The 23,924-nt window shown below is 67.3% G+C and carries 34 protein-coding genes; 2 read left to right on the top strand and 32 right to left on the bottom strand.

The features are described from left to right. Window positions 1-4: 4 nt before the first annotated feature. The 27 genes from rpsM to rpsJ all read right to left on the bottom strand — a co-directional run bounded on the left by rpsM (window position 5) and on the right by rpsJ (window position 14,059). Window positions 5-385, bottom strand: coding sequence for a 30S ribosomal protein S13 (gene rpsM / locus ACFVT1_RS01070; protein ID WP_018519286.1), 381 nt, complete (start codon window positions 383-385; stop codon window positions 5-7). A 194-nt stretch (window positions 386-579) separates the two neighbouring features. After that, entirely contained in the window at window positions 580-693 is a 114-nt protein-coding gene (gene rpmJ, locus ACFVT1_RS01075) for a 50S ribosomal protein L36 (RefSeq protein ID WP_003956441.1), read from the bottom strand. Between the two features lie 60 nt (window positions 694-753). Further along, a complete protein-coding gene (gene infA / locus ACFVT1_RS01080) occupies window positions 754-975 on the bottom strand; it encodes a translation initiation factor IF-1 (RefSeq protein ID WP_003956442.1) in 222 nt (73 codons plus the stop codon). A 233-nt stretch (window positions 976-1,208) separates the two neighbouring features. Then, window positions 1,209-2,045: a type I methionyl aminopeptidase gene (gene map, locus ACFVT1_RS01085; protein ID WP_389791369.1), complete on the bottom strand. Its 837-nt coding sequence runs from the start codon at window positions 2,043-2,045 to the stop codon at window positions 1,209-1,211. A 130-nt stretch (window positions 2,046-2,175) separates the two neighbouring features. Beyond that, a complete protein-coding gene (locus ACFVT1_RS01090) occupies window positions 2,176-2,832 on the bottom strand; it encodes an adenylate kinase (protein ID WP_389791371.1) in 657 nt (218 codons plus the stop codon). Next, entirely contained in the window at window positions 2,832-4,151 is a 1,320-nt protein-coding gene (gene secY / locus ACFVT1_RS01095; RefSeq protein WP_093540755.1) for a preprotein translocase subunit SecY, read from the bottom strand. The genes ACFVT1_RS01090 and secY overlap by 1 nt, the downstream gene beginning before the upstream one ends. Before the next feature lie 215 nt (window positions 4,152-4,366). Then, window positions 4,367-4,822 carry a 50S ribosomal protein L15 gene (rplO, locus tag ACFVT1_RS01100; protein WP_018550610.1) on the bottom strand — a complete coding sequence of 152 codons (456 nt, stop codon included), beginning with the start codon at window positions 4,820-4,822 and terminating at the stop codon, window positions 4,367-4,369. 1 nt (window position 4,823) lies between these two features. Further along, window positions 4,824-5,006, bottom strand: a complete 183-nt coding sequence (rpmD, locus tag ACFVT1_RS01105; protein ID WP_018550611.1) for a 50S ribosomal protein L30 — start codon at window positions 5,004-5,006, stop codon at window positions 4,824-4,826. After that, window positions 5,006-5,611 (bottom strand): 30S ribosomal protein S5, encoded by a 606-nt coding sequence (gene rpsE / locus ACFVT1_RS01110; RefSeq protein ID WP_030914151.1) that lies wholly within the window; start codon window positions 5,609-5,611, stop codon window positions 5,006-5,008. The genes rpmD and rpsE overlap by 1 nt, the downstream gene beginning before the upstream one ends. A 47-nt stretch (window positions 5,612-5,658) precedes the next feature. After that, a complete protein-coding gene (rplR, locus tag ACFVT1_RS01115) occupies window positions 5,659-6,042 on the bottom strand; it encodes a 50S ribosomal protein L18 (RefSeq protein ID WP_093540756.1) in 384 nt (127 codons plus the stop codon). 2 nt (window positions 6,043-6,044) lie between these two features. Beyond that, window positions 6,045-6,584 (bottom strand): 50S ribosomal protein L6, encoded by a 540-nt coding sequence (gene rplF, locus ACFVT1_RS01120; protein ID WP_382899812.1) that lies wholly within the window; start codon window positions 6,582-6,584, stop codon window positions 6,045-6,047. Window positions 6,585-6,605: 21 nt separating this feature from the next. Beyond that, on the bottom strand, window positions 6,606-7,004 hold the full coding sequence (gene rpsH, locus ACFVT1_RS01125) for a 30S ribosomal protein S8 (RefSeq protein ID WP_124716936.1): 399 nt from the start codon (window positions 7,002-7,004) through the stop codon (window positions 6,606-6,608). 224 nt (window positions 7,005-7,228) lie between these two features. After that, complete coding sequence (locus ACFVT1_RS01130) at window positions 7,229-7,414, bottom strand: type Z 30S ribosomal protein S14 (protein WP_003948630.1); 186 nt, start codon at window positions 7,412-7,414, stop codon at window positions 7,229-7,231. Between the two features lie 2 nt (window positions 7,415-7,416). Then, entirely contained in the window at window positions 7,417-7,974 is a 558-nt protein-coding gene (rplE, locus tag ACFVT1_RS01135) for a 50S ribosomal protein L5 (RefSeq protein ID WP_389791373.1), read from the bottom strand. Continuing rightward, window positions 7,974-8,297 carry a 50S ribosomal protein L24 gene (gene rplX, locus ACFVT1_RS01140; RefSeq protein ID WP_018550616.1) on the bottom strand — a complete coding sequence of 108 codons (324 nt, stop codon included), beginning with the start codon at window positions 8,295-8,297 and terminating at the stop codon, window positions 7,974-7,976. Before rplX ends, rplE begins: the two co-directional genes overlap by 1 nt. A 2-nt stretch (window positions 8,298-8,299) precedes the next feature. After that, window positions 8,300-8,668, bottom strand: coding sequence for a 50S ribosomal protein L14 (rplN, locus tag ACFVT1_RS01145; RefSeq protein WP_003966950.1), 369 nt, complete (start codon window positions 8,666-8,668; stop codon window positions 8,300-8,302). 109 nt (window positions 8,669-8,777) lie between these two features. Next, window positions 8,778-9,062: a 30S ribosomal protein S17 gene (gene rpsQ / locus ACFVT1_RS01150; RefSeq protein WP_030977953.1), complete on the bottom strand. Its 285-nt coding sequence runs from the start codon at window positions 9,060-9,062 to the stop codon at window positions 8,778-8,780. Beyond that, on the bottom strand, window positions 9,062-9,286 hold the full coding sequence (rpmC, locus tag ACFVT1_RS01155; protein ID WP_015035581.1) for a 50S ribosomal protein L29: 225 nt from the start codon (window positions 9,284-9,286) through the stop codon (window positions 9,062-9,064). Before rpmC ends, rpsQ begins: the two co-directional genes overlap by 1 nt. Next, window positions 9,286-9,705 carry a 50S ribosomal protein L16 gene (gene rplP, locus ACFVT1_RS01160; RefSeq protein WP_014047785.1) on the bottom strand — a complete coding sequence of 140 codons (420 nt, stop codon included), beginning with the start codon at window positions 9,703-9,705 and terminating at the stop codon, window positions 9,286-9,288. Before rplP ends, rpmC begins: the two co-directional genes overlap by 1 nt. Window positions 9,706-9,710: 5 nt before the next feature. Further along, a complete protein-coding gene (gene rpsC / locus ACFVT1_RS01165) occupies window positions 9,711-10,553 on the bottom strand; it encodes a 30S ribosomal protein S3 (protein ID WP_093540760.1) in 843 nt (280 codons plus the stop codon). Then, window positions 10,553-10,900, bottom strand: a complete 348-nt coding sequence (gene rplV / locus ACFVT1_RS01170) for a 50S ribosomal protein L22 (protein WP_004571827.1) — start codon at window positions 10,898-10,900, stop codon at window positions 10,553-10,555. The genes rpsC and rplV overlap by 1 nt, the downstream gene beginning before the upstream one ends. Before the next feature lie 43 nt (window positions 10,901-10,943). Further along, a complete protein-coding gene (gene rpsS, locus ACFVT1_RS01175) occupies window positions 10,944-11,225 on the bottom strand; it encodes a 30S ribosomal protein S19 (RefSeq protein ID WP_003966956.1) in 282 nt (93 codons plus the stop codon). Window positions 11,226-11,237: 12 nt separating this feature from the next. Continuing rightward, window positions 11,238-12,074 (bottom strand): 50S ribosomal protein L2, encoded by an 837-nt coding sequence (gene rplB / locus ACFVT1_RS01180; RefSeq protein WP_124716938.1) that lies wholly within the window; start codon window positions 12,072-12,074, stop codon window positions 11,238-11,240. Window positions 12,075-12,114: 40 nt separating this feature from the next. Continuing rightward, entirely contained in the window at window positions 12,115-12,438 is a 324-nt protein-coding gene (gene rplW / locus ACFVT1_RS01185; RefSeq protein WP_093897250.1) for a 50S ribosomal protein L23, read from the bottom strand. Next, entirely contained in the window at window positions 12,438-13,088 is a 651-nt protein-coding gene (gene rplD / locus ACFVT1_RS01190; protein WP_389791375.1) for a 50S ribosomal protein L4, read from the bottom strand. The genes rplW and rplD overlap by 1 nt, the downstream gene beginning before the upstream one ends. 4 nt (window positions 13,089-13,092) lie before the next feature. Then, window positions 13,093-13,737, bottom strand: a complete 645-nt coding sequence (gene rplC / locus ACFVT1_RS01195; protein ID WP_266747960.1) for a 50S ribosomal protein L3 — start codon at window positions 13,735-13,737, stop codon at window positions 13,093-13,095. Window positions 13,738-13,750: 13 nt separating this feature from the next. Then, the gene (rpsJ, locus tag ACFVT1_RS01200) at window positions 13,751-14,059 is read right to left on the bottom strand and encodes a 30S ribosomal protein S10 (RefSeq protein ID WP_003948644.1); all 309 of its coding nucleotides are present in this window, start codon (window positions 14,057-14,059) and stop codon (window positions 13,751-13,753) included. 524 nt (window positions 14,060-14,583) lie between these two features. Here rpsJ and ACFVT1_RS01205 point away from each other — a divergent pair. After that, on the top strand, window positions 14,584-16,254 hold the full coding sequence (locus ACFVT1_RS01205; protein ID WP_389791378.1) for an RNA ligase family protein: 1,671 nt from the start codon (window positions 14,584-14,586) through the stop codon (window positions 16,252-16,254). Further along, the gene (locus tag ACFVT1_RS01210) at window positions 16,255-18,471 is read left to right on the top strand and encodes an RNA repair domain-containing protein (RefSeq protein ID WP_389791380.1); all 2,217 of its coding nucleotides are present in this window, start codon (window positions 16,255-16,257) and stop codon (window positions 18,469-18,471) included. It begins immediately after the preceding gene. 238 nt (window positions 18,472-18,709) lie between these two features. Here ACFVT1_RS01210 and tuf read toward each other — a convergent pair whose 3' ends face one another. The 5 genes from tuf to ACFVT1_RS01235 form a co-directional block, all read right to left on the bottom strand. Further along, window positions 18,710-19,903, bottom strand: a complete 1,194-nt coding sequence (tuf, locus tag ACFVT1_RS01215; RefSeq protein ID WP_362195928.1) for an elongation factor Tu — start codon at window positions 19,901-19,903, stop codon at window positions 18,710-18,712. A gap of 160 nt (window positions 19,904-20,063) precedes the next feature. Further along, window positions 20,064-22,193 carry an elongation factor G gene (gene fusA / locus ACFVT1_RS01220; RefSeq protein WP_389791382.1) on the bottom strand — a complete coding sequence of 710 codons (2,130 nt, stop codon included), beginning with the start codon at window positions 22,191-22,193 and terminating at the stop codon, window positions 20,064-20,066. A gap of 38 nt (window positions 22,194-22,231) precedes the next feature. Beyond that, window positions 22,232-22,702: a 30S ribosomal protein S7 gene (gene rpsG, locus ACFVT1_RS01225; protein WP_093897234.1), complete on the bottom strand. Its 471-nt coding sequence runs from the start codon at window positions 22,700-22,702 to the stop codon at window positions 22,232-22,234. Window positions 22,703-22,704: 2 nt separating this feature from the next. Further along, on the bottom strand, window positions 22,705-23,076 hold the full coding sequence (rpsL, locus tag ACFVT1_RS01230; RefSeq protein WP_003948652.1) for a 30S ribosomal protein S12: 372 nt from the start codon (window positions 23,074-23,076) through the stop codon (window positions 22,705-22,707). A 263-nt stretch (window positions 23,077-23,339) separates the two neighbouring features. Further along, entirely contained in the window at window positions 23,340-23,867 is a 528-nt protein-coding gene (locus ACFVT1_RS01235; protein ID WP_389791384.1) for a DUF1707 and DUF4190 domain-containing protein, read from the bottom strand. Window positions 23,868-23,924 lie beyond the last annotated feature (57 nt).

Below are 23,924 nucleotides of genomic sequence, written 5' to 3' on the forward strand. Positions count from 1 at the left end.
AGGACTACTTCTTGCCCGGCTTCTTCTTACCGGCGATCGCGCGACGCGGGCCCTTGCGGGTACGAGCGTTCGTGCTGGTGCGCTGACCGTGGACCGGCAGACCGCGGCGGTGACGCAGGCCCTGGTAGCAGCCGATCTCGACCTTGCGGCGGATGTCGGCCTGGATCTCGCGACGAAGGTCACCCTCGGTGCGGAGGTTGGCGTCCACGTACTCGCGGATCTTGACCAGGTCCTCTTCGGCCAGGTCGCGAACGCGGGTGTTGGGGTTCACGCCAGTGGTGGCGAGAATCTCCTTGGACCGGGTGCGCCCGATACCGAAGACGTAGGTGAGGGCAACCTCCACGCGCTTTTCGCGCGGGATGTCAACACCTGAAACGCGTGCCATTCAATGGCTCCAGTTGTTCATTCGGGGGTCTTCCGCAGCGCCACTCCCGACCGCCGACCTCTCATGACGAGAGGTGGTACGCCCAGGTCCCCGGCCCCCGCCGGAGGTGTCGTCAGCCGAAGCTTGGACGGACTCTGCGTATGTACGTATTACGTGCGTCGCGCGAAGTACTGCGAGATGCAGGGGGTCGTGCGTCAGCCCTGGCGCTGCTTGTGGCGCAGGTTGTCGCAGATGACCATGACCCGACCGTGACGGCGGATCACCTTGCACTTGTCGCAGATCTTCTTGACGCTCGGCTTGACCTTCATGGGATGTCAGGTTCTCCGGGTCAGTGCCGTCACCGCGCCGAAACGGGGTGGAGGCAAGATCTACTTGTAGCGGTAGACGATCCGGCCACGCGTCAGGTCGTACGGGGAGAGCTCCACGACGACCCGGTCATCCGGAAGGATTCGGATGTAGTGCATCCGCATCTTGCCGCTGATGTGCGCGAGGACCTTGTGACCGTTCTGGAGTTCCACCTTGAACATGGCGTTCGGGAGGGACTCGATCACGGTGCCCTCAATTTCGATGGCACCTTGCTTCTTGGCCACGCTTCGCCTTTCGAATCGGCTACCTTGATCGACTTTCGACATCGCATGTGGACACACGGATGCACGAGAGCCGACGAGTCAGTCTACGTCAGCGAACCCCAAAAGACGAATCCGTCAAGTTTGCCCACCAGGGGAGATCCTTAGACCTCCACAAGGGGGTCAAATCGACCGATGCGGTCTCTCCTGACCCTTGAGACCTCGGCGAAAAGCCCGATGCGTCCACCAGGTGACGATCAGCCCAGCGGGTCGGGCGCCGCCTCGATGCCGTACTGGGCCAGCTTCGCCTTGCCGCAGTCGGGGGCGGTCAGGACCAGGGGGCCCTGTTCCGTGAGGGCGATCGAGTGCTCCCAGTGGGAGGACCAGGTGCCGTCCGTCGTGATCACGGTCCAGTCGTCCTGGAGCACCTCGGTCTGCGGCGTACCCAGGGAGACCATCGGCTCGATCGCCAGGCAGACGCCGGGGACGAGCTTGATGCCCTTGCCGCGCTTGCGGGCGACGTAGTTCAGCAGGTGCGGGTCCATGTGCATCTCGGTGCCGATGCCGTGGCCGCCGTAGTCCTCGATGATCCCGTACTTACCGGTGGCGGGGCGGGGCTGGCGACGGATGTAGGACTCAATCGCCTTCGAGATGTCGACGAGGCGGTTGTTCACCTTCATCGCGGCGATACCGGCCCACATGGACTCCTCGGTCACCCGCGAGAGCTCGATCAGCTCCGGAGCGTGACCGGTGCCGACGAAGGCCGTGTACGCGGCGTCGCCGTGCCAGCCGTCGACGATCGCGCCGGCGTCGATGGAGATGACGTCGCCGTCCTTCAGGACGGTCTTGTCGTCCGGGATGCCGTGGACGACGACCTCGTTGACCGAGGTGCAGATGGTCGCGGGGAACCCGCCGTACCCGAGGAAGTTCGACTTCGCGCCGTGGTCGGCGATCACCTTGCGGGCGACCCGGTCCAGGTCCAGCGTGGTGGCACCGGGGACCGCCGCCTCGCGGGTGGCCGCGTGAATGGCAGCGACCACCAGCCCCGCCTCACGCATCTTCGCGATCTGCTCGGGGGTCTTGATCTGCACCATTGCGCGGCGCCTCTCTGCATCGGACTGCATCGAACGGTGACTGCGGCGTACTCAACGATACGGCGCAAACAGTCGGCCGCGGCGCCCATGGACGCCGCGGCCGACTGGAGGAGTAATACGGGAGTTGCGCTCAGCCCTTGTCGGACTTGAGTGCTTCCATCGCCCGCTCGGTCACATCGGTGACCTTGCCGAGCGCCGAGATGGTGACCACCAGGTTCTGGGCCCTGTAGTAGTCGATGATCGGCTCGGTCTGCGTGTGGTAGACCTCCAGCCGGGTACGAACCGTGTCCTCGGTGTCGTCGTCACGCTGGAACAGCTCGCCGCCGCAGGTGTCGCAGACGCCCTCGGTCTTCGGCGGGTTGTACGTCACGTGGAAGACGTGCGATCCGTCGTTCCGGCAGATCCGGCGGCCCGCGATCCGCTTGACCACCTCGTCCTCGGGGACCTCCAGGTCCAGGACTGCGTCCAGCTTGGTGCCCTCGTCCTTGAGCATGGCGTCCAGGGCCTCGGCCTGCCCCACGTTGCGGGGGAAGCCGTCCAGCAGGAAGCCGTTCTCGGCGTCGGGCTGGGACATGCGGTCCTTGGCCATCCCGATGGTGACCTCGTCCGGTACCAACTGCCCCGCGTCCATGTAGGCGCGGGCCTGCTTGCCAAGGTCGGTGCCCTGGCTGATGTTGGCGCGGAAGAGGTCGCCCGTGGAGATCTGCGGAATCGACAGGTTCTTGGCAAGGTACGCGGCCTGCGTTCCCTTGCCGGCACCGGGCGGCCCGACGAGGACGATTCGCATCAGCGGAGGAACCCTTCGTAATTGCGCTGCTGGAGCTGACTCTCGATCTGCTTCACGGTCTCCAGCCCCACACCCACGATGATCAGGATGCTCGTCCCGCCGAACGGGAAGTTGGCGTTCGCACCGCCGAAGCCGGCCAACGCCATCGTCGGCACAAGAGCGATCAGACCCAAGTACAGCGAGCCCGGCCAAGTGATCCTGTTGAGCACGTAGCTCAGGTACTCGGCAGTAGGTCGACCAGCCCGGATACCCGGGATGAAGCCACCATACTTCTTCATGTTGTCGGCGACTTCCTCGGGGTTGAACGAAATCGCCACATAGAAGAAGGCGAAGAAGACGATCAACAGGAAGTACGCGGTGATGTAGTACGGGTGGTCGCCCTTGACGAAGTTGTCCTTGATCCAGGTGGCCCAGCCCGCGGTGGAGTTGGAGAACTGGACGATCAGGGCCGGAATGTAGAGCAGCGAAGAAGCGAAGATGACGGGAATCACACCCGCCTGATTCACCTTCAGCGGAATGTACGTCGAGGTTCCGCCGTACGACCTGCGGCCGATCATGCGCTTCGCGTACTGCACCGGGATACGGCGCTGGGCCTGCTCGACGAAGACGACGAGGCCCACCATCACGAAGCCGATCAGGATGACGGTGCCGAACTCGATCCAACCGTCGGCCAGCTTGCCGCTGGTCTTGATGGCCCACAGGGCACCGGGGAAGCTGGCGGCGATCGAGATGAACATCAGGATCGACATGCCGTTGCCGATGCCGCGGTCGGTGATGAGCTCACCGAGCCACATGACGGCCGCGGTGCCCGCGGTCATCGTGATCACCATGACGATGGTCGTGAAGATCGACTGGTTCGGCACGATCTGGTCGGCGACCGGGCAGCCGCTGAAGAGCGCGCCACTGGTGGCGGTGGCCACCAGGCCGGTGCCCTGGAGGATGGCGAGCGCGACGGTCAGATAACGCGTGTACTGCGTGATCTTGGCCTGGCCGGACTGCCCCTCCTTCTTGAGCGCCTCGAGTCGGGGAATCACCACGGTCAGCAGCTGGAGAATGATGCTGGCCGTGATGTACGGCATGATGCCGAGCGCGAAGATCGTGATCTGCAGCAGTGCACCACCGCTGAACATGTTCACCAGGCCGAAGAGGCTGTTGTTGCCCTTGCTGGCCTGATCAACACAGGTCTGGACGTTCTCGTAGCTCACTCCCGGTACCGGGATGTGCGCCCCGAGCCGGTAGAGCACGATGATGCCGAGCGTGAAGAGCAGCTTCTTGCGCAGGTCGGGCGTCTTGAACGCCCGGGCGAACGCGGTGAGCACGGTGCCTCCTGCGACCCCCGCGCAATGCGTAGAGGTGACGGTCTTGAGGATCGACGAATACGTAACAGTCAAAGGTCCCCGGGCGGGTGCCCAGGGGGATACCACACAACGACGCACGCCACCTTACCGGCGACCATGCCCCCCTAGGAACGACCAACCGGGGATGCCCCATATGAGAGGCATCCCCGGTCGGATGTTCAGGCCATCGAGTTGTCTCAGACGAGCTCGGTGACGGTGCCGCCGGCGGCGGCAATCTTCTCCTTGGCGGAGCCGGAGACGGCGTCAACCGAAACCTGCAGCGCCACGGAGATCTCGCCCTGTCCGAGGACCTTGACGAGGTGGTTGTTGCGCACCGCACCCTTGGCGACCAGGTCGGCCACGGTGACCTCTCCACCCTCGGGGTAGAGCGTCGCGAGCTTGTCCAGGTTCACGACCTGGTACTCGGTGCGGAACGGGTTCTTGAAGCCCTTGAGCTTCGGGAGACGCATGTGGAGGGGCATCTGCCCACCCTCGAAGCGCTCCGGAACCTGGTAACGGGCCTTGGTGCCCTTGGTGCCACGACCGGCGGTCTTACCCTTGGACGCCTCACCACGACCCACACGGGTCTTGGCGGTCTTGGCGCCCGGGGCGGGCCGGAGGTCATGGGCCTTCAGCGGCTTGTTCTCCGCCATGTCAGTCGACCTCCTCAACCGTCACGAGGTGGCGGACGGTGTGCACCATTCCGCGGAACTCGGGGCGGTCCTCCTTGACAACCACGTCGTGCAGGCGCTTGAGCCCGAGCGAACGCAGGGTGTCGCGGTGGTTCTGCTTGCTACCGATGTACGACTTCGTCTGCGTGATCTTGAGGCGAGCCATTACGCACCCGCTCCCGCACGTGCACGGAGCAGAGCCGCGGGGGCGACGTCCTCGAGGGGCAGACCACGGCGCGCCGCGATCTCCTCGGGACGCTGCAGGCCCTTGAGGGCCGCCACGGTCGCGTGCACGATGTTGATCGCGTTGTCGGAGCCGAGCGACTTCGACAGGATGTCGTGAACGCCGGCGCACTCCAGAACGGCGCGCACCGGGCCACCGGCGATAACACCGGTACCGGGGGAAGCAGGCTTCAGCAGGACGACGCCCGCGGCCTTCTCGCCCTGGATCGGGTGAGGAATGGTGCCCTGGATGCGCGGAACCTTGAAGAAGTTCTTCTTGGCTTCTTCCACGCCCTTGGCGATGGCCGCGGGAACTTCCTTGGCCTTGCCGTAACCGACACCGACGGTGCCGTCACCATCGCCCACCACGACCAGCGCGGTGAAGCTGAAGCGACGACCACCCTTCACAACCTTGGCGACGCGGTTGATCGCGACAACGCGCTCAACGTACGCGGTCTTCTCGGCGGCAGCTGCGCCGCCGTCACGGCCCTTCCGGTCCCGCCGCTCGCCGCCACCGGCACCGCTTCCGCGGCGCTGGGGTCCAGCCATTGGATTTACCTCTCTCTGTTACGTCCGCTGTGCGTAGGAACCGGGGCTTAGAACTTCAGCCCGGCTTCACGGGCGGCGTCAGCCAGAGCGGCAATCCGCCCGGCGTACTGGTTACCACCGCGGTCAAACACGACGGCCTCGACGCCTGCGGCCTTGGCACGCTCAGCGACCAGGGCACCGACCTGCTTGGCCTGGGTGCTCTTGTCGCCCTCGCCACCACGGATGGAGACGTCCAGGGTCGACGCCGACGCGAGCGTGTGGCCCGCGATGTCGTCGATGACCTGGGCCACCATGTGGCGGTTGGACCGCGTCACGACCAAGCGCGGACGCTCCGGCGAACCGGAGATGTGCTTGCGGACGCGGATGTGGCGACGCTTGAGGGCGGCACGCTTGTAGGCGTCGCCCTTGGCGATCTTTACGCCGTATGCCATGGCTACTTACCAGCCTTTCCGACCTTGCGGCGGATGACCTCGCCGGCGTACTTGACGCCCTTGGCCTTGTACGGGTCAGGCTTCCGCAGCTTGCGGATCTTGGCCGCGGTCTCGCCGACCTTCTGCTTGTCGATGCCCTCGACGGAGAACTTCGTGGGGGACTCCACCTTGAAGGTGATGCCCTCCGGGGCCTCGATCAGGATCGGGTGGCTGTAGCCCAGGGCGAACTCCAGGTTGGAGCCCTTCGCCTGGACTCGGTAACCGACACCACTGATCTCGAGCGCCTTGGTGTATCCCTGGGTCACACCGGTGATCATGTTCGCCACCAGCGTGCGGGACAGGCCGTGAAGGGCCTTGTTCTGACGCTCGTCGTTCGGGCGGACGACGTTCAGAACGCCGTCCTCACCCTTGGTGACCTCGATCGGCGACGCGACGGTGTGCGCGAGGGAACCCTTGGGGCCCTTCACCGCAACCGTGCGGCCATCGATGGTGACGTCCACACCGGCGGGAACCTGGATGGGGAGCTTGCCGATTCGCGACATGAGCTATTCCTCCGTTCCCGACTACCAGACGTAGGCGAGGACTTCCCCACCTACGCCCTTCTTGCTGGCCTGCTGGCCGGTCAGGAGACCGTGGGACGTGGAGATGATCGCCACGCCCAGGCCGCCGAGAACCTTCGGCAGGTTGGTGGACTTTGCGTATACACGCAGACCCGGCTTCGAGATTCGCTTGATGCCGGCGATCGAACGCTCGCGGTTCGGGCCGAACTTCAGCTCGAGGATGAGGTTCTTACCAACCTCGGCGTCCTCGACCTTCCAGCCGGTGATGAAGCCCTCCTGCTGGAGGATCTCCGCGATGTGCGACTTGATCTTGCTGTGCGGCATCGCGACATCGTCGTGGTACGCCGAGTTCGCGTTACGCAGACGCGTGAGCATGTCTGCGATGGGATCAGTCATGGTCATGAGTTGGCCTTCGGCCTCTCTCGCCGGGGTTTCCTGTATGCGCCATCCCTCTCCCCACTCAGTGGCGGGACGGGTGCGGTGCGGGGACCTACGGCGTAGTAAGTCGGTCTTGGGCGGCAGGCGCCCAACCCCACAAGCCTACGGCATGTGAGGGCGGACTCCTGCCGACCAGATGCTTACCGAGAGTCTCCAGGTAATCCCAACGCCCAAAGGGCGAAGGAGATTTACCAGGAGCTCTTGGTCACGCCCGGCAGCTCGCCACGGTGAGCCATCTCACGAAGGCACACGCGGCACAGGCCGAACTTGCGGTAGACGGAGTGGGGCCGGCCGCAGCGCTGGCAGCGGGTGTACCCGCGAACGCCGAACTTCGGCTTACGGGCGGCCTTAGCGATCAGAGCCTTCTTCGCCACGGTCAGTTCTCCTTGAACGGGAAGCCGAGGTGACGAAGGAGGGCACGACCCTCGTCGTCATTGGTCGCCGTGGTGACCACGGTGATGTCCATGCCCCGGACCCGGTCGATCTTGTCCTGGTCGATCTCGTGGAACATGACCTGCTCCGTGAGACCGAAGGTGTAGTTGCCACGGCCGTCGAACTGCTTCGGCGACAGACCACGGAAGTCACGGATACGCGGCAGCGCGAGCGACAGCGTACGGTCCAGGAACTCCCACATCCGGTCACCACGAAGGGTGACGTGGCAGCCGATCGGCTGGCCCTCGCGCAGCTTGAACTGCGCGATGGACTTGCGGGCCTTGGTAACGGCCGGCTTCTGACCGGTGATCGTGGTGAGGTCGCGCACGGCGCCGTCGATCAGCTTGGAGTCGCGGGCGGCGTCGCCCACACCCATGTTGACCACGATCTTCACGAGGCCGGGAATCTGCATGACGTTCTCGTACGAGAAGTCCTCACGCAGCTTGCCGGCGATTTCCTCGCGGTACTTCGTCTTCAGACGCGGAGTGGTGGTGGTAGCCATCAGATGTCCTCACCCGTCCGCTTGGCAACGCGGATCTTGTTGCCTTCGTCGTCGAAGCGGTAACCGACGCGCGTGACGACCTTGTTGCCGTCCTTCTCAACAACCAGCTGCACGTTGCTGACGTGGACGGGGGCCTCGGTCGTGACGATGCCACCGGTCTGCGAACCGCGAGCGGTCTGACCGGCCTTGGTGTGCTTCTTGACCCGGTTGACACCCTCGACGAGGACGCGGTCCTGAGCGGGGTAGGCCACGATGACCTTGCCCTGCTTGCCCTTGTCCTTACCGGTGATGACCTGAACCAGGTCGCCCTTCTTGATCTTCATGCTTACAGCACCTCCGGCGCGAGCGAGATGATCTTCATGAACTTCTTCTCGCGCAGCTCACGGCCCACCGGGCCGAAGATACGGGTGCCGCGGGGGTCGCCGTCGTTCTTCAGAATGACGGCGGCGTTCTCGTCGAAGCGGATGTACGAGCCATCCTGACGGCGACGCTCCTTGACGGTGCGAACGATGACGGCCTTGACGACGTCACCCTTCTTCACGTTGCCACCGGGGATCGCGTCCTTGACGGTGGCGACGATGACGTCACCGATGCCCGCGTAGCGGCGACCCGAACCACCGAGAACACGGATGGTGAGGATTTCCTTCGCACCCGTGTTGTCGGCGACGCGAAGTCGCGACTCCTGCTGGATCACGTCTATCTCCTGATCGTCTGCCGGTTCCCGGCGGGGGCTGCATGAGTCGACTCACGCAGCTCCCCGCCGAGCCTGGCGGAACTTGCCTGAGGGGAATGCCCCTCAGGAATTACTTGGCCTTCTCGAGGATCTCGACGACGCGCCACCGCTTCGTGGCGGACAGCGGCCGGGTCTCCATCAGGAGGACGCGGTCGCCGACGCCTGCGGCGTTCTGCTCGTCGTGCGCCTTGAGCTTGTTGGTACGGCGGATGACCTTGCCGTACAGCGCGTGCTTGACACGGTCCTCGACAGCGACGACGACGGTCTTGTCCATCTTGTCGCTGACGACCAGACCCTCACGGGTCTTGCGGAAACCGCGGTCGGTGTTCGTCTCAGTCACAGTCTTCTCGCTCATCAGGCGCTCTCCACCGTCTCGATGCCCAGCTCGCGCTCGCGCATCAGGGTGTAGATCCGGGCGATGTCCTTACGGACGGACTTGAGCCGGCCGTGGTTCTCGAGCTGCCCCGTCGCCGCCTGGAAGCGGAGGTTGAACAGCTCTTCCTTGGCCTCGCGGAGCTTGTTGAGGAGCTCCTCGTTGCCCAGCTCGCGCAGCTCGGACGCCTTGGTACCGGCCGACATCACGACTCACCTGCCTCGCGCCGAACGATCCGGCACTTCATCGGAAGCTTGTGAGCAGCGCGGGTAAGCGCCTCACGAGCAATCTTCTCGTTCGGGTAGGACAGCTCGAACATCACCCGACCCGGCTTGACGTTCGCGATCCACCACTCGGGAGAACCCTTACCGGAACCCATGCGGGTCTCGGCCGGCTTCTTCGTCAGGGGACGGTCCGGGTAGATGTTGATCCAGACCTTGCCGCCACGCTTGATGTGACGGGTCATCGCGATACGAGCTGCCTCGATCTGACGGTTCGTCACGTACGCCGGGGTCAGCGCCTGGATGCCGTACTCGCCGAACGCAACCTGCGTGCCACCCTTGGACATACCGCTGCGCTTCGGGTGGTGCTGCTTGCGGTGCTTGACCCTACGGGGGATCAGCATTTCGGTCAGGCCTCCGTTCCGGTGCTCTCGGCAGCCGGAGCGGCAGCGGCGGGAGCCTCGGCCTTGGGGGCCTCGGCAGCCGGAGCCGACTGCTGCTGCGGCTTGCGACCGCGACCGCCACGCTCGCCACCGCGGCCACCACGGCCGGCCGGGCGGTCAGCGCCGCCACGAGCCGGGCGGTTGCCGGCGCGGGCAGCGGCGTTCTCGGCGCGGACCTCGGCGATGTTCTTGACGTCGCCCTTGTAGATCCAGACCTTCACACCGATGCGGCCGAAGGTCGTCTTGGCCTCGAAGAAGCCGTAGTCGACGTTCGCACGGAGCGTGTGCAGGGGCACACGGCCCTCGCGGTAGAACTCCGAGCGGGACATCTCGGCGCCGCCGAGGCGACCGCCGCACTGGATCTTGATGCCCTTGGCGCCGGCCTTCATCGAGCTCTGCATGCTCTTGCGCATGGCACGACGGAAGGAGACGCGGGAGGAGAGCTGCTCGGCGACGGCCTGGGCCACCAGCTGAGCGTCCACCTCGGGGTTCTTGACCTCGAGGATGTTCAGCTGGACCTGCTTGCCGGTCAGCTTCTCCAGCTCGCCACGGATGCGGTCGGCCTCGGCGCCGCGGCGGCCGATGACGATGCCCGGGCGGGCGGTGTGGATGTCAACGCGGACGCGGTCGCGGGTGCGCTCGATCTCGACCTTCGAGATGCCGGCCCGCTCCATGCCCTTCGTCATCATGCGACGAATGGCGACGTCTTCCTTGACGTAGTCCTTGTACAGCTTGTCGGCGTACCAACGGGACTTGAAGTCCGTGGTGATGCCGAGCCGGAACCCGTGCGGGTTTACCTTCTGGCCCATTACCGGGTTCCTTCCTTGCTGCTGACGACCACGGTGATGTGGCTGGTCCGCTTACGGATCCGGTAGGCACGGCCCTGAGCACGCGGACGGAACCGCTTCAGGGTCGGGCCCTCGTCCACGTACGCCTCGCTGATGACCAGCGAAGAGGCGTCGGTGTGGTCGTAGTTGTGTGCGGCGTTGGCAATGGCGCTGTCCAGCACCTTGCCAACCGGCACGCTCGCGGCCTGCGGGGCGAAACGCAGGACCGCCTGAGCCTCCGTGGCATCCATGCCACGGATGAGGTCCACCACGCGGCGGGCCTTCATGGGCGTGACGCGGATGTACCGCGCCTGGGCCCTGGCTTCCATGGTTGTCCCTTCGGTGTAAGTCATAGTCGTTTCCACCCCGCGGTTAGCGGCGCTTCGACTTCCGGTCGTCCTTGACGTGGCCGCGGAAGGTGCGAGTCGGCGAGAACTCGCCGAGCTTGTGGCCGACCATCGACTCGGTGACGAACACCGGGACGTGGATCTTGCCGTTGTGCACCGCGATGGTGTGACCCAGCATGGCCGGGACGATCATCGAGCGACGGGACCAGGTCTTGATGACGTTCTTGGTGCCTGCCTCGTTCTGTACGTCCACCTTCTTGATGAGGTGGCCGTCGACGAAGGGCCCCTTCTTGAGACTGCGCGGCATCTAAACCCGCTCCTAGCGCTTCTTGTTCGTCTTGCGGCGGCGGACGATGTACTTGTTCGATGCCTTCTTCGGCGAACGAGTACGACCCTCCTTCTGACCCCACGGCGAGACCGGGTGGCGACCACCGGAGGTCTTGCCCTCACCACCACCGTGCGGGTGGTCAACCGGGTTCATCGCGACACCGCGGACGGTCGGGCGAACGCCCTTCCAGCGCATGCGGCCGGCCTTGCCCCAGTTGATGTTCGACTGCTCGGCGTTGCCGACCTCACCGATGGTGGCGCGGCAGCGGGCGTCGACCAGGCGGATCTCACCCGACGGCATACGAAGGTGGGCCATGGTGCCCTCCTTCGCCAGCAGCTGCACGGAGGCACCCGCGGAACGGGCGAACTTCGCGCCGCCGCCGGGCCGCAGCTCGATGGCGTGGATGGTCGTACCGACCGGGATGTTGCGCAGCGCCAGGTTGTTGCCGGGCTTGATGTCGGCGGCCGGGCCGTTCTCGACACGGTCGCCCTGCGTCAGGCCACGCGGCGCGATGATGTAGCGCTTCTCGCCGTCCGCGTAGTGCAGGAGCGCGATGCGCGCGGTGCGGTTCGGGTCGTACTCGATGTGCGCGACCTTGGCCGGCACGCCGTCCTTGTCGTGACGACGGAAGTCGATCACTCGGTAGGCGCGCTTGTGGCCACCGCCCTGGTGGCGAACGGTCACACGACCGGCGTTGTTACGGCCGCCCTTGCTGTGCAGGGGGCGGACCAGCGACTTCTCCGGCGTGGACCGCGTGATCTCGACAAAGTCGGCGACGCTGGAGCCACGACGGCCCGGGGTCGTCGGCTTGTACTTGCGGATACCCATTTCTCAGTCCTCGTCCGATTCCGGACGATCCAGACCGCCCTCAGGCGGTCGGACCGCCGAAGATGTCGATACGGTCGCCCTCGGCGAGGGTCACGATGGCGCGCTTGGTGTCAGCACGCTTGCCGAAACCGGTCTTGGTGCGCTTGCGCTTACCCTGCCGGTTGATCGTGTTGACCCCGGTGACCTTGACCGAGAAGACCGCTTCCACGGCCTGCTTGATCTGGGTCTTGTTGGAGCCGGGCGCGACGATGAACGTGTACTTGTTCTCGTCGAGCAGCGCGTAGCTCTTCTCGGAAACAACCGGCTTGACGAGAACGTCGCGCGGGTCCGAGTAGGTCTTGCTGGTAACGGTCGCCTCGCTCATCAGGCGTCGCTCCCTTCGGTCTCAGCGGTCTGGGGGCCAGACACGAAGGACTCGAGGGCGGCCTGGGTGAAGACCACGTCGTCAGAGACGATCACGTCGTACGTGTTCAGCTGGCCCGGCTCCAGGATGTGCACCTGGGGCAGGTTGCGGGCGGACAGCCACGCGGCCTCGTCGGCGCGGTCGACGACCAGGAGCAGGTTCTTGCGCTCCGAGATCTTGCCGAACAGCGTCTTGGCGGCCTTCGTGGACACCGCACCGTCGACCACGCCGGTGACGACGTGGATACGGGAGTGACGGGCCCGGTCGGAGAGGGCACCGCGCAGGGCGGCGGCCTTCATCTTCTTCGGGGTCCGCTGCGAGTAGTCACGCGGCTGCGGGCCGTGGACGACGCCACCGCCGACGAACTGCGGCGCACGGGTCGAACCCTGGCGCGCGCGGCCGGTGCCCTTCTGGCGGTACGGCTTGCGGCCACCGCCACGGACTTCGCCGCGGGTCTTGGTCTTGTGCGTGCCCTGACGGGCAGCTGCCAGCTGTGCGACGACGACCTGGTGGATCAGCGGAACGCTGGTCTTCGCGTCGAAGATCTCCGAGGGGAGCTCGACGGTACCGGCCTTGTCGCCTGCCGGCGAAAGGATGTCAATGGTGCTCATTACCTCAAGCCCCCTTGGCCGCGGTACGGACCAGGACGAGGCCGCCGTTCGGACCGGGGACCGCGCCCTTGATGAGGAGCAGACCCTTCTCCGCGTCAACCGCGTGGATGGTCAGGTTCTGGGTGGTGACACGCTCGTTGCCCATGCGACCCGCCATGCGCATGCCCTTGAAGACACGGCCGGGGGTGGCACAGCCACCGATGGAGCCGGGCATGCGGTGCACACGGTGGGCACCGTGGGACGCCTTGCCGCCCTTGAAGTTGTGACGCTTCATGACACCGGCGAAGCCCTTGCCCTTGCTCTTGCCCGTGACGTCGACCTTGACGCCGGACTCGAACACCTCGGCGGTGACCTCCTGGCCCAGCGTGTACTCGCCGGCGTCAGGGGTGCGGAGCTCCACCAGGTGGCGGCGCGGGGTCACGTCGGCCTTGGCGAAGTGGCCCTTGAGGGGCTTGTTCACCTTGCGCGGGTCGATCTCGCCGAAGGCGAGCTGAACCGACTCGTAGCCGTCGCGGTCGTTGGTGCGGACCTGGGTGACGACACAGGGCCCGGCCTTGACGACGGTCACCGGGACGACCCGGTTGTTCTCGTCCCAGACCTGGGTCATGCCGAGCTTCTCGCCCAGGACGCCCTTAATGTTCTTAGCCATCTCGCGCGTCACCTCAGAGCTTGATCTCGATGTCGACGCCCGCCGGCAGGTCGAGACGCATCAGCGAGTCAACCGTCTTCGGCGTGGGGTCGAGGATGTCGATGAGGCGCTTGTGCGTGCGCATCTCGAAGTGCTCGCGCGAGTCCTTGTACTTGTGCGGCGACTTGATGACGCAGTACACGTTCTTCTCAGTGGGCAGCGGCACCGGGCCCGCGACCGACGCACCAGTGCGGGTCACCGTCTCGACGATCTTCTTCGCCGAGGAGTCGATGACCTCGTGGTCGTAGGCCTTGAGCCGGATGCGGATCTTCTGTCCCGCCATGGCTACTAGTAGTCCTGTCTCTCGTAACGCTCTGGAACCCGAGGGCTCTCGTAACTCCGTCTCCGACCCACGCGGTCGGGCGTGTCGCATCCCCTCTACGCAGATCTCCCGAAGGATTTCCCAACCAAGGGGGTGCGGGCCCGAGGACCGCGAGACCGGGGGCGGAACACCCACCGGGTGCCTGGCCGGTGCCCCACTGACGCTTCCCGAAAGATTCCCGTACGTCCGACCCGCAGGGGGTCGACGAGTACTGTGGGACTCGCTTCCGGTCCTCCCGGCGGGAGGCGCGCAGCATTGACACTCAACCGAGCAACCTGGTCAGTGTGCCATACGCGGCGTGAGCCTGGCCAATCGGGCGGAGGATCTTACCCCGCGCGCTCCGATGGTCAAACGCGGGCGCGCGGCGGGAGCCGTGCCGGGCGTCCCTCCCGGCGATCCGGGGCCCTTCCAATTCGGTCGAGCGACCCGCGCCCCCGCCCGTACAGTGACCGGCCGGCACACCGTCGTCACCAGGGACATCGACCATGCGTACGCACTACCCGCGCACCGCGCATCTGCCCTGGTCCCCGGGGGCCACCTCGGACGACGTACGGATCGCGGACCTCTCCGCGATGACCGGCCGCGAGGTCGTCGTCACCGAGAAGCTGGACGGCGAGAACACCACGCTCTACGCCGACGGCCTCCACGCCCGCTCGCTCGATTCCGCCCACCACCCCTCGCGGGGCTGGGTGAAGGCGCTCCAGGGCCGGATCGGGGCCCGTATCCCCGAGGGGTGGCGGGTGTGCGGGGAGAACGTGTTCGCGCGCCATTCGATCGCGTACGACGGCCTGGAGAGCCACTTCTACGGCTTCTCCGTCTGGGACGGGGAGCACTGCCTGGACTGGGACCGGACCGTGGTCTTCCTCCGCGATCTGGGCATTCCGGTGCCGCCGGTGCTGTGGCGCGGGGTGTTCGACGCGCGGGCCGCGAAGGCGCTCCGGGCGCTGAGACCGGACACCGGGCGGCAGGAGGGGTACGTCGTACGGCCCGCGGACGGCTTCGACGCACGGGACTTCGGGCGGCTGGTGGCGAAGTGGGTACGGCCCGGCCACGTGCGGACCGATACGCACTGGATGCACGCCGCCGTGGTGGAGAACGGGCTCGGCCCGGCCGCCGCCCTGTGGGCCGTGCGGTCCGGGGCTCCGGTCGACGCCGCGGCGCTGGCCGAAGCGACGGGGACGACCGCGGGGGACGCCGGGGCCGCCGCCGCGATGGGCGACGCCCTCGACGCCTCGGGCCGGACGGGCGAGGACCGGCTCACCGGGGTGCTGGCCGCGCTGCTGCACCGGTCCCGCCGCGCCGGGACGGCGCCCGCACTGGCGGGGACGCTCGGGATGCCGCTCGCCCGCCGGGTCGCGGACCTCGTCGGACTGCACCCGGCACTGCACCGGCCGTACCCGGACGAGGAGCGCCGGACCGGTCTGGTCCGGATGTCGTTCGCCGCCGATCTGCCGCTGCTGCACGCGCTGGCCGCCGTGGTCGCGGAGACCGGAGGGGCCCGCGAGCAGGTGGAGTGGTCCGCGCTGCACGCGGAGGACATACGGGAGCCGGACGGGCTGTGCGAGGCGTTCGCGGATCTGGACCCGGAGGCCGCCGACCGCTGCCGGGCGCAGGCCCGTGAGGCGTACGCCCTGGGCCGGGTCACCACCGCCGAGGAGGCCGTGGCCGCGACCTGGCGGTGGCGCACCGGCGAGTTCCCGCGCCTGGTCCAGCTGGTCGGCCCCTCCGGCAGCGGCAAGAGCACCTTCGCGCGCGGGCTCCGCGGCATCGACACGTATCTCTCGCTCGACGACCTGCGCCTCGCCCGGGGATCGCGCGCCGACCAGAAGGCCAACGGGGAGGTGCTGCGCGAGGGGGTCGACCGGCTGGACGCCGCGCTCACCGCGGGCTCCACGGTCGTCTGGGACGCCACCTCGCTCAACGCGCACCAGCGCTCCCTGGTGCACGCGGTCGCCCGGCGCAGGGACGCGCTGCTCACCCACGCCGTGGCCCTGGTCGACGAGGCGGAACTGGTCCGCCGCAACGAGCGCCGCACCCACCCGGTCCCCCCGGAGGTGCTGAGCTCGCAACTGCACCGGTTCGTGCCCCCGTACCCCGGCCAGGCGCACCGCACCTGGTACATCGGCGCGAGCGGAACCGTGGAGGACAGGTCGTAGATGCGTACCAGTGAGGAGATCTACCACCGGGTCCGCTGGGACGCCCGGTTCGACCCGGCGCGCTTCGTGATGGGCGTGGCGCAGCGCGGGACCGCGCCCAAGCGGGTGCCGCTGCCCCGTTTCACGCCCGGCGGGGAGATTCCCTGGCACCGGGTGCTGTTCTTCGCGGCCGACGGCGAGACGGTGTGGGACCGGTCCGCGGGCGTGGACCGGATCGACGCGACGGATGCCGGACGGGTCCGCGCCCCGCGCCGGCTGCCGTCCCCGTACTTCGTCTCCCGCACGCCGCACGCCTACTCCGTATCGGAGGCCGCCTGGACGCCGGTGCCCGAGGACGTACCGCCGCCCGCGCCGGCCCCCGGCCCCCTGACCCTGCTGACCTGGAACACCCTCTGGGACCGCTACGACAGCGACCGCATCGACACCGCCCGGCGCCGGCCGCTCCTCCTCGACGCCCTGCGCGCGGCGGACGCCGACGTCATCGCGCTCCAGGAGGCCGAACCCGCCCTGCTCGGCCTGCTGCTGTCCGCGCCCTGGATCCGCGAGGGCTACACCTTCTGGGCCGATCCGGCCGGCCGGGACGTCGCCGACTGCGGCCTGCTGCTGCTCAGCAGGCTCCCGGTGCGGGAGGCGGGCCTGCACGCCCTCGGCCCGCACAAGGCGGTCGCCGCCGTGGTCGTGGAGGGCGCGGAGGGACCGGCCACGGTCGCCGTCACTCATCTCAGCAGCGACCACTCGGCGGACGGCGCCGCCCGGCGCGATGCCGAACTGACCGATCTGGCAACGGGGTTGGCCGGAATCGAGGGCGATGTGGCGCTGCTCGGCGACTTCAACGACGGCGGCGCCACCCCGCAGGACCGGCTGTGCATGCCGGACGCCTGGAGCCTGGTGCACGGCGCGGACGACCGGACGCCGACCTTCGACCCGTCCGTCAACCCGCTCGCCGCCGTCTCCTCCCTGACCGGGCGGGTGTCCCGGCTGGACCGGGTGCTGCTCCGCTCGGAGCAGCTGCGGCCCATGTCGGCGGTGCTGCTGGGCGACGTACCGGCGCCGGACGGGCTGTACGTCTCGGACCACTTCGGGGTACGGGTGGAGCTGGCCGGAGCTGGGGTAGAGGCGGACGGCGGGGCCGGGGTGGAGGTCGTACGCCGGGTCGCCGCAGCCCTGTCCGGGGGCCGCGTCCATCTGGCCGGCTCGCGGCGGACGGGCTGTGCGCTGCCGGGCGCCGACGTCGACCTGGTCGCCGCGCTGCCCGGTGACGGGGACCTCCCGGGAACGCGGGCGCGGCTGACCGCGGCCCTGCCGGGCGTCGCCGGCCTGCGCGAGGTGACCGGTGCCCGCGTACCGGGGCTGCGCTTTTCGCTCGGCGGGCTCGGGGTGGACCTGGTGACCGTGGCGACGGGCGCCCTCCCCCCGGCCGAGGCGGTGGCCCGGCGCGCCGAACTGGGCGAGGCGGCGGCCACGGCGCTCAGCGCGGTGAGCGACGCGGACGCGGTGCTCGCGGCGGCGGACCCGCACCGGGCCGCGTTCGTCCGGCTCGCCCGCGAGGTGAAGGGCTGGGCGCGGGCGCGCGGCCTGGACTCCGCTCCGTGCGGCGGGCTGCCGGGCCTGGCCTGGTCCGTCCTCGCGGCCCGTACCGCCCACGAGTCGGGCGATCTGCCACCGCTCCCCCTGCTCAGGCGGTTCTTCGCGACCTGGGCCATGTGGGACTGGGACCGCGCGGTCGGCTCCGGGGAGGCGTGCGGCCTCCCCCTCACCGTGCTGACCCCGACCGCCCCCGTCCGCTCCTGCACCATGCAGGTGTCCGAAGCGGGCCGCGACCTCGTCGCCGAGGAACTCTTCCGCGCCTGGGAGATCCTGGAGTCCGCCGCCGACCACGGCCCCGTGCCGCACACCCTGCTCTGCGCCCCGCCGCCGCTGCACCTGCGTCACGCCGCCTGGGTGCTCGTCTCCGTACGGAAGGGCCCGGACGAGGGGCGGCTGCGCGGCCGGCTCCTGGCCCTGCTCGCCGCCCTCGCGGAGGCGGGCGCCCCGGACGCCCACGCCTGGCCCCGCCCGTGCGGCGCCGACGCGTCCCACGTCCAGTACGCGATCGGCCTGGGCCGCACCCCGCCCGATGAAGCCCGGCTCGCGGAGATCGGCGCCCGGCTGCTGCGCGGCATCCCGGAGGCCGGGCTGCGCCGGGCGGACCGGGGCGAGGTGCCCGAGCTGCGGTGAGGACGGCCGCCGTACGGGCGAGGCATCGGCTCCCGGTCTCATCCACGCTCATCCGTGCCCCACTTCCGGTGTGCGTGCCGTTCCCGACCCAACCCTGGTGTCCCCGACACCCAGCAGCTCTCGACGCCGGAAGGCCCCGCCGCCCCCACGCCGAAGGGCCCCGGTCCACCGCTCGCGCGGCGGGCCGGGGCCCTTCTTGGTGCTCTGTGCGGAGCAACCAGGTCAGACAGTCAGGTAATTACTTGACGATCTTGGTGACCTGGCCGGCGCCCACGGTCCGGCCACCCTCACGGATGGCGAACTTCAGGCCCTCTTCCATGGCGACAGGCTGGATGAGGTTGACCGTCATGACGGTGTTGTCACCCGGCATGACCATCTCGGTGCCCTCGGGAAGGGTCACCACGCCCGTCACGTCCGTGGTACGGAAGTAGAACTGCGGGCGGTAGTTGTTGAAGAACGGGGTGTGACGGCCGCCCTCGTCCTTCGACAGGATGTAGGCCTGGGCCTCGAACTCGGTGTGCGGCGTGACCGAACCGGGCTTGATGATGACCTGACCGCGCTCGACGTCCTCGCGCTTGATGCCACGGAGGAGCAGACCGACGTTCTCACCGGCCTGGCCCTCGTCGAGCAGCTTGCGGAACATCTCGATGCCGGTGACCGTGGTGGTGGTCTTCTCCTGCTTGATACCGACGATGTCGACGGTCTCGTTGACCTTCAGGACACCACGCTCGATACGACCGGTGACGACGGTGCCACGACCGGTGATCGTGAAGACGTCCTCGATCGGCATCAGGAACGGCTTGTCGACGTCGCGCTCGGGCTGCGGGATGTTCTCGTCGACGGCCTTCATCAGGTCGAGGACGGTCTGGCCCCACTCCTTGTCGCCCTCGAGCGCCTTGAGCGCCGAGACCTTGACGACCGGCAGGTCGTCGCCCGGGAACTCGTACTCGGAGAGGAGCTCACGGACCTCGAGCTCGACGAGCTCCAGGATCTCCTCGTCGTCCACCATGTCGGCCTTGTTCAGGGCGACGACGATGTACGGAACGCCGACCTGGCGGGCCAGGAGCACGTGCTCCTTGGTCTGCGGCATCGGGCCGTCGGTGGCGGCGACCACGAGGATGGCGCCGTCCATCTGCGCCGCACCCGTGATCATGTTCTTGATGTAGTCCGCGTGACCCGGGCAGTCGACGTGCGCGTAGTGACGCGACTCCGTCTGGTACTCGACGTGCGCGATCGAGATCGTGATACCGCGCTGGCGCTCCTCGGGAGCCTTGTCGATCTGGTCGAAGGCCGAGGCCTCGTTCAGGTCCGGGTACGCGTCGTGCAGCACCTTGGTAATGGCGGCCGTGAGGGTCGTCTTACCGTGGTCAATGTGACCGATGGTGCCGATGTTGACGTGCGGCTTAGTCCGCTCGAACTTCGCCTTCGCCACTGGGTCCTCCTGTGGAGTGGTTCTGTACGCCTTGCTTCATCGGCGCCAGGTGATCTTTGCTGGGATGCCGGGGCCGGGGGCATTCACCGCTTTGCTTGCGCTCTGCGACGAATGCCCCACCAGGCTCCGGTGACAAGCCTAAAGCGTGAGCTCGGGAGAGTTACTCGCCCTTGGCCTTCGCGATGATCTCCTCGGCGACGTTCCGCGGAACCTCGGCGTAGGAGTCGAACTGCATCGAGTAGCTTGCGCGACCCGAGGTCTTGCTGCGGAGGTCTCCGACGTAGCCGAACATCTCCGAGAGGGGCACGAGGCCCTTCACGACGCGAGCGCCGCTGCGCTCCTCCATGGCCTGGATCTGGCCACGGCGGGAGTTGAGGTCGCCGATGACATCGCCCATGTAGTCCTCGGGCGTGGTGACCTCGACGGCCATCATCGGCTCAAGGAGCACGGGGGACGCCTTGCGAGCACCCTCCTTGAACGCCTGCGAACCGGCGATCTTGAAGGCGAGCTCGGAGGAGTCGACCTCGTGGTAGCCACCGTCGAGAAGGGTGACGCGGACGCCCACCATCTCGTAACCGGCCAGGATGCCGAACTGCATGGCCTCCTGGGCACCCGCGTCCACCGAGGGGATGTACTCACGGGGGATGCGGCCACCGGTGACCTTGTTGACGAACTCGTAGGACGCGTCGCCACCCTCGATGGGCTCGATGGCGATCTGCACCTTCGCGAACTGGCCGGTACCACCAGTCTGCTTCTTGTGCGTGTAGTCGATGCGCTCGACGGCCTTGCGGATCGTCTCGCGGTACGCGACCTGCGGCTTGCCGACGTTCGCCTCGACGCGGAACTCGCGCTTCATGCGGTCGACGAGCACCTCGAGGTGAAGCTCGCCCATACCACCGATGATGGTCTGGCCGGTCTCCTCGTCGGAGTGCACCTGGAAGGACGGGTCCTCCTCGGAGAGGCGCTGGATGGCGACACCCAGCTTCTCCTGGTCACCCTTGGACTTGGGCTCGATGGCGACCTGAATGACCGGCGCCGGGAAGTCCATGGACTCCAGGATGACCGGGTTCTTGTCGTCACACAGCGTCTCACCGGTGGTGGTCTGCTTCAGGCCCATGACGGCGATGATGTCGCCGGCGCCCACCGACGCGATCTCCTCACGCTTGTTCGCGTGCATGCGGTAGATCTTGCCGATGCGCTCCTTCTTGCCCTTGACGGAGTTCAGCACCGCGGTGCCGGCCTCCAGGCGACCGGAGTAGATCCGGACGAAGGTGAGCTTGCCGAGGTGCGGGTCGCTCGCGATCTTGAACGCCAGGCCGGAGAACGGCTCGTCGTCCGAGGGCTTGCGCTTGATGACGACCTCGGGGTCCTTGACGTCGTGGCCCTCGATGGCCTCGACGTCCAGGGGGGAGGGCAGGTAGCGGACGACCGCGTCGAGCAGGGGCTGGACGCCCTTGTTCTTGAACGCCGTGCCACAGAACACCGGGGTGACGGTGACGGAGTCGGCGCTGCCCTTCGATGCGAGGGTGATCCGGCGAATCGCCTCGTGCAGCTGCTCCTCGGTGGGCTCGACGCCCTCCAGGTACAGCTCCATCATCTGGTCGTCGTTCTCGGAGACGGCCTCGAGCAGCTTGCCGCGCCACTCCTGAGCCGCCTCGATGTGGGTGTCCGGGATGTCGACCGTGTCGTACATCTCACCCTTGGCGGCCTCTTCCGGCCAGACAAAGGCCTTCATCGACACGAGGTCGACGACGCCCCTGAAGTCGGCCTCGGCGCCGATGGGGAGCTGCATGACCAGCGGAACCGCACCGAGGCGGTCGACGATCATGTCGACGCAGCGGTGGAACTCGGCACCGGTGCGGTCGAGCTTGTTGACGAAGCAGATACGCGGCACGCCGTAGCGGTCCGCCTGACGCCAGACGGTCTCGGACTGCGGCTCGACGCCCGCCACACCGTCGAACACGGTGACGGCACCGTCGAGGACGCGGAGCGAACGCTCCACCTCGACGGTGAAGTCGACGTGACCCGGGGTGTCGATGATGTTGATGGTGTGGTCAACATCATTGAGCGGCCAGTGGCAGGTCGTCGCGGCGGACGTGATCGTGATGCCGCGCTCCTGCTCCTGCTCCATCCAGTCCATCGTGGCAGCGCCGTCGTGGACTTCACCGATCTTGTACGAAACGCCGGTGTAGAACAGGATCCGCTCGGTGGTGGTCGTCTTGCCCGCGTCGATGTGGGCCATGATCCCGATGTTGCGGACCTTGGCCAGGTCAAGCGAAGTGGTGGCCATAAGGCTCAATCTTCTCTCGGTCTCGATGTGGGTAGCGACTACCAGCGGTAGTGCGCGAAGGCCTTGTTGGACTCGGCCATCTTGTGGGTGTCCTCGCGCTTCTTGACGGCAGCGCCAAGACCGTTGGAGGCGTCGAGCAGCTCGTTCATGAGGCGCTCGGTCATGGTCTTCTCGCGGCGGGCGCGGGAGTAACCCACGAGCCAGCGCAGCGCGAGGGTGGAGGCGCGACCGGGCTTGACCTCGATCGGCACCTGGTAGGTGGCGCCACCGACACGGCGGGACTTGACCTCGAGCGAGGGCTTGACGTTCTCAAGCGCGCGCTTCAGCGTGATGACCGGGTCGTTGCCGGTCTTCTCGCGGAGGCCTTCCATGGCGCCGTACACGATCCGCTCGGCAGTGGAACGCTTGCCGTTGAGCAGGATCTTGTTGATCAGCGAGGTGACAAGAGGAGAACCGTAGACCGGGTCGATAATGACCGGGCGCTTCGGGGCGGGGCCCTTACGAGGCATTCTTACTTCTCCTTCTTGGCGCCGTAGCGGCTGCGGGCCTGCTTGCGGTTCTTGACACCCTGGGTGTCGAGCGAGCCGCGGATGATCTTGTAACGAACACCCGGCAGGTCCTTCACACGGCCACCACGCACGAGCACGATGGAGTGCTCCTGCAGGTTGTGTCCCTCACCCGGGATGTAGGCCGTGACCTCGATACCGGAGGTCAGACGCACACGCGCGACCTTACGGAGTGCCGAGTTCGGCTTCTTCGGGGTGGTCGTGAACACACGCGTGCAGACGCCGCGGCGCTGGGGCGAACCCTCGAGTGCGGGCGTCTTGTTCTTCTCGACCTTGTCCTGCCGGCCCTTCCGGACCAGCTGCTGGATCGTAGGCACTACTTCTCCGGTTTCTGTGTGCCGTTCGTGAAACTAACCTGGAACGTCACCGACCCACGCGGTCGGGTGTGTCGAATGCTGCAAGCTCCTGCCGCAAGGCAGGGAAGGATGCAGATCGCGGTGGCCAGTGACGGACTCGCATGCGGTTGAGGACACGCACAAGAGCCCAGGCACACCCCAGGCACAAGGTCTGAGCGTACCTACCTCATCGACTCCGGTCAAAACAAATGCGGCGCGCCTCCACACGCCGCACGCCGACGACCTCAGCGTGTGACCATCACGGCGGTGACGAACCCGGCCACGAGCAATATCCAGCCGATGATCGACGCCCATCCCAGCACGAGCCCGGCGACCGCCAGGCCGTCGCCCTGCTCATCACTGCGCCGTATCTCCTTGCGTGCCATGTGCCCGAGGACGACCGCGGGCACCCCCGTCACCGCGGTCACCGGGGCCAGGATGCCGAAGACCAACGCGCCCTTGGCCTTGCCGTTCGTCCTGAGCTGCGGCGCGGGCAGGAAGGTCGCCGGCACAGCGGGGCCGTAGTGGACGGCGGGGGCGGGCCCGGAGAAGACAGGGCCCTGGGGCAGGTCGTCGACGAGAAGGCTCAGTTCCCCCACAGTCCGGGCCTCGTGGGCCCGCGCGACCCGCTTCTCCAGCTCTTCGTCATCAAGGCGCCCCTCGGCGAAACCGGCCCGCAGCACATCGACAGCGCGCTCGCGCTCCGCGTGCGAGGCCAGCATCGACGGGCTCTGCGCGGGCAGCCGGTCCGGCTGCCTCGGCGGATACGACACAACCAACTCCCCCGGACGATCTGTATCCCCCCATCATCCGTCACCGCCGAGGTGAGG

It is taken from the genome of Streptomyces sp. NPDC057963 (genome assembly GCF_042887155.1).
GTDB lineage: Bacteria > Actinomycetota > Actinomycetes > Streptomycetales > Streptomycetaceae > Streptomyces.

Excerpts from the sequence above, each read along its gene's own strand:
- rplE (WP_389791373.1), bottom strand. The coding sequence starts at position 7,974 with ATGGCTACCACCACCACTCCGCGTCTGAAGACGAAGTACCGCGAGGAA.
- rpsG (WP_093897234.1), bottom strand. The coding sequence starts at position 22,702 with ATGCCTCGTAAGGGCCCCGCCCCGAAGCGCCCGGTCATTATCGACCCG.
- rpsE (WP_030914151.1), bottom strand. The coding sequence starts at position 5,611 with ATGGCTGGACCCCAGCGCCGCGGAAGCGGTGCCGGTGGCGGCGAGCGG.
- map (WP_389791369.1), bottom strand. The coding sequence starts at position 2,045 with ATGGTGCAGATCAAGACCCCCGAGCAGATCGCGAAGATGCGTGAGGCG.
- rpsH (WP_124716936.1), bottom strand. The coding sequence starts at position 7,004 with ATGACCATGACTGATCCCATCGCAGACATGCTCACGCGTCTGCGTAAC.
- rpsJ (WP_003948644.1), bottom strand. The coding sequence starts at position 14,059 with ATGGCGGGACAGAAGATCCGCATCCGGCTCAAGGCCTACGACCACGAG.
- rplB (WP_124716938.1), bottom strand. The coding sequence starts at position 12,074 with ATGGGTATCCGCAAGTACAAGCCGACGACCCCGGGCCGTCGTGGCTCC.
- rplF (WP_382899812.1), bottom strand. The coding sequence starts at position 6,584 with ATGTCGCGAATCGGCAAGCTCCCCATCCAGGTTCCCGCCGGTGTGGAC.
- rpmD (WP_018550611.1), bottom strand. The coding sequence starts at position 5,006 with ATGGCTCGCCTCAAGATCACGCAGACGAAGTCGTACATCGGTAGCAAG.
- rpsM (WP_018519286.1), bottom strand. The coding sequence starts at position 385 with ATGGCACGCGTTTCAGGTGTTGACATCCCGCGCGAAAAGCGCGTGGAG.
- ACFVT1_RS01205 (WP_389791378.1), top strand. The coding sequence starts at position 14,584 with ATGCGTACGCACTACCCGCGCACCGCGCATCTGCCCTGGTCCCCGGGG.
- rpmJ (WP_003956441.1), bottom strand. The coding sequence starts at position 693 with ATGAAGGTCAAGCCGAGCGTCAAGAAGATCTGCGACAAGTGCAAGGTG.
- rplO (WP_018550610.1), bottom strand. The coding sequence starts at position 4,822 with ATGGCGGAGAACAAGCCGCTGAAGGCCCATGACCTCCGGCCCGCCCCG.
- rplR (WP_093540756.1), bottom strand. The coding sequence starts at position 6,042 with ATGGCATACGGCGTAAAGATCGCCAAGGGCGACGCCTACAAGCGTGCC.
- rplP (WP_014047785.1), bottom strand. The coding sequence starts at position 9,705 with ATGCTGATCCCCCGTAGGGTCAAGCACCGCAAGCAGCACCACCCGAAG.
- rplV (WP_004571827.1), bottom strand. The coding sequence starts at position 10,900 with ATGGAAGCCAGGGCCCAGGCGCGGTACATCCGCGTCACGCCCATGAAG.
- rplC (WP_266747960.1), bottom strand. The coding sequence starts at position 13,737 with ATGGCTAAGAACATTAAGGGCGTCCTGGGCGAGAAGCTCGGCATGACC.
- rplX (WP_018550616.1), bottom strand. The coding sequence starts at position 8,297 with ATGAAGATCAAGAAGGGCGACCTGGTTCAGGTCATCACCGGTAAGGAC.
- fusA (WP_389791382.1), bottom strand. The coding sequence starts at position 22,193 with ATGGCCACCACTTCGCTTGACCTGGCCAAGGTCCGCAACATCGGGATC.
- rpsC (WP_093540760.1), bottom strand. The coding sequence starts at position 10,553 with ATGGGCCAGAAGGTAAACCCGCACGGGTTCCGGCTCGGCATCACCACG.
- ACFVT1_RS01210 (WP_389791380.1), top strand. The coding sequence starts at position 16,255 with ATGCGTACCAGTGAGGAGATCTACCACCGGGTCCGCTGGGACGCCCGG.
- rplD (WP_389791375.1), bottom strand. The coding sequence starts at position 13,088 with ATGAGCACCATTGACATCCTTTCGCCGGCAGGCGACAAGGCCGGTACC.
- ACFVT1_RS01090 (WP_389791371.1), bottom strand. The coding sequence starts at position 2,832 with ATGCGAATCGTCCTCGTCGGGCCGCCCGGTGCCGGCAAGGGAACGCAG.
- rpsS (WP_003966956.1), bottom strand. The coding sequence starts at position 11,225 with ATGCCGCGCAGTCTCAAGAAGGGGCCCTTCGTCGACGGCCACCTCATC.
- rpmC (WP_015035581.1), bottom strand. The coding sequence starts at position 9,286 with ATGTCGGCCGGTACCAAGGCGTCCGAGCTGCGCGAGCTGGGCAACGAG.
- rplW (WP_093897250.1), bottom strand. The coding sequence starts at position 12,438 with ATGAGCGAGGCGACCGTTACCAGCAAGACCTACTCGGACCCGCGCGAC.
- rpsQ (WP_030977953.1), bottom strand. The coding sequence starts at position 9,062 with ATGAGCGAGAAGACTGTGACTGAGACGAACACCGACCGCGGTTTCCGC.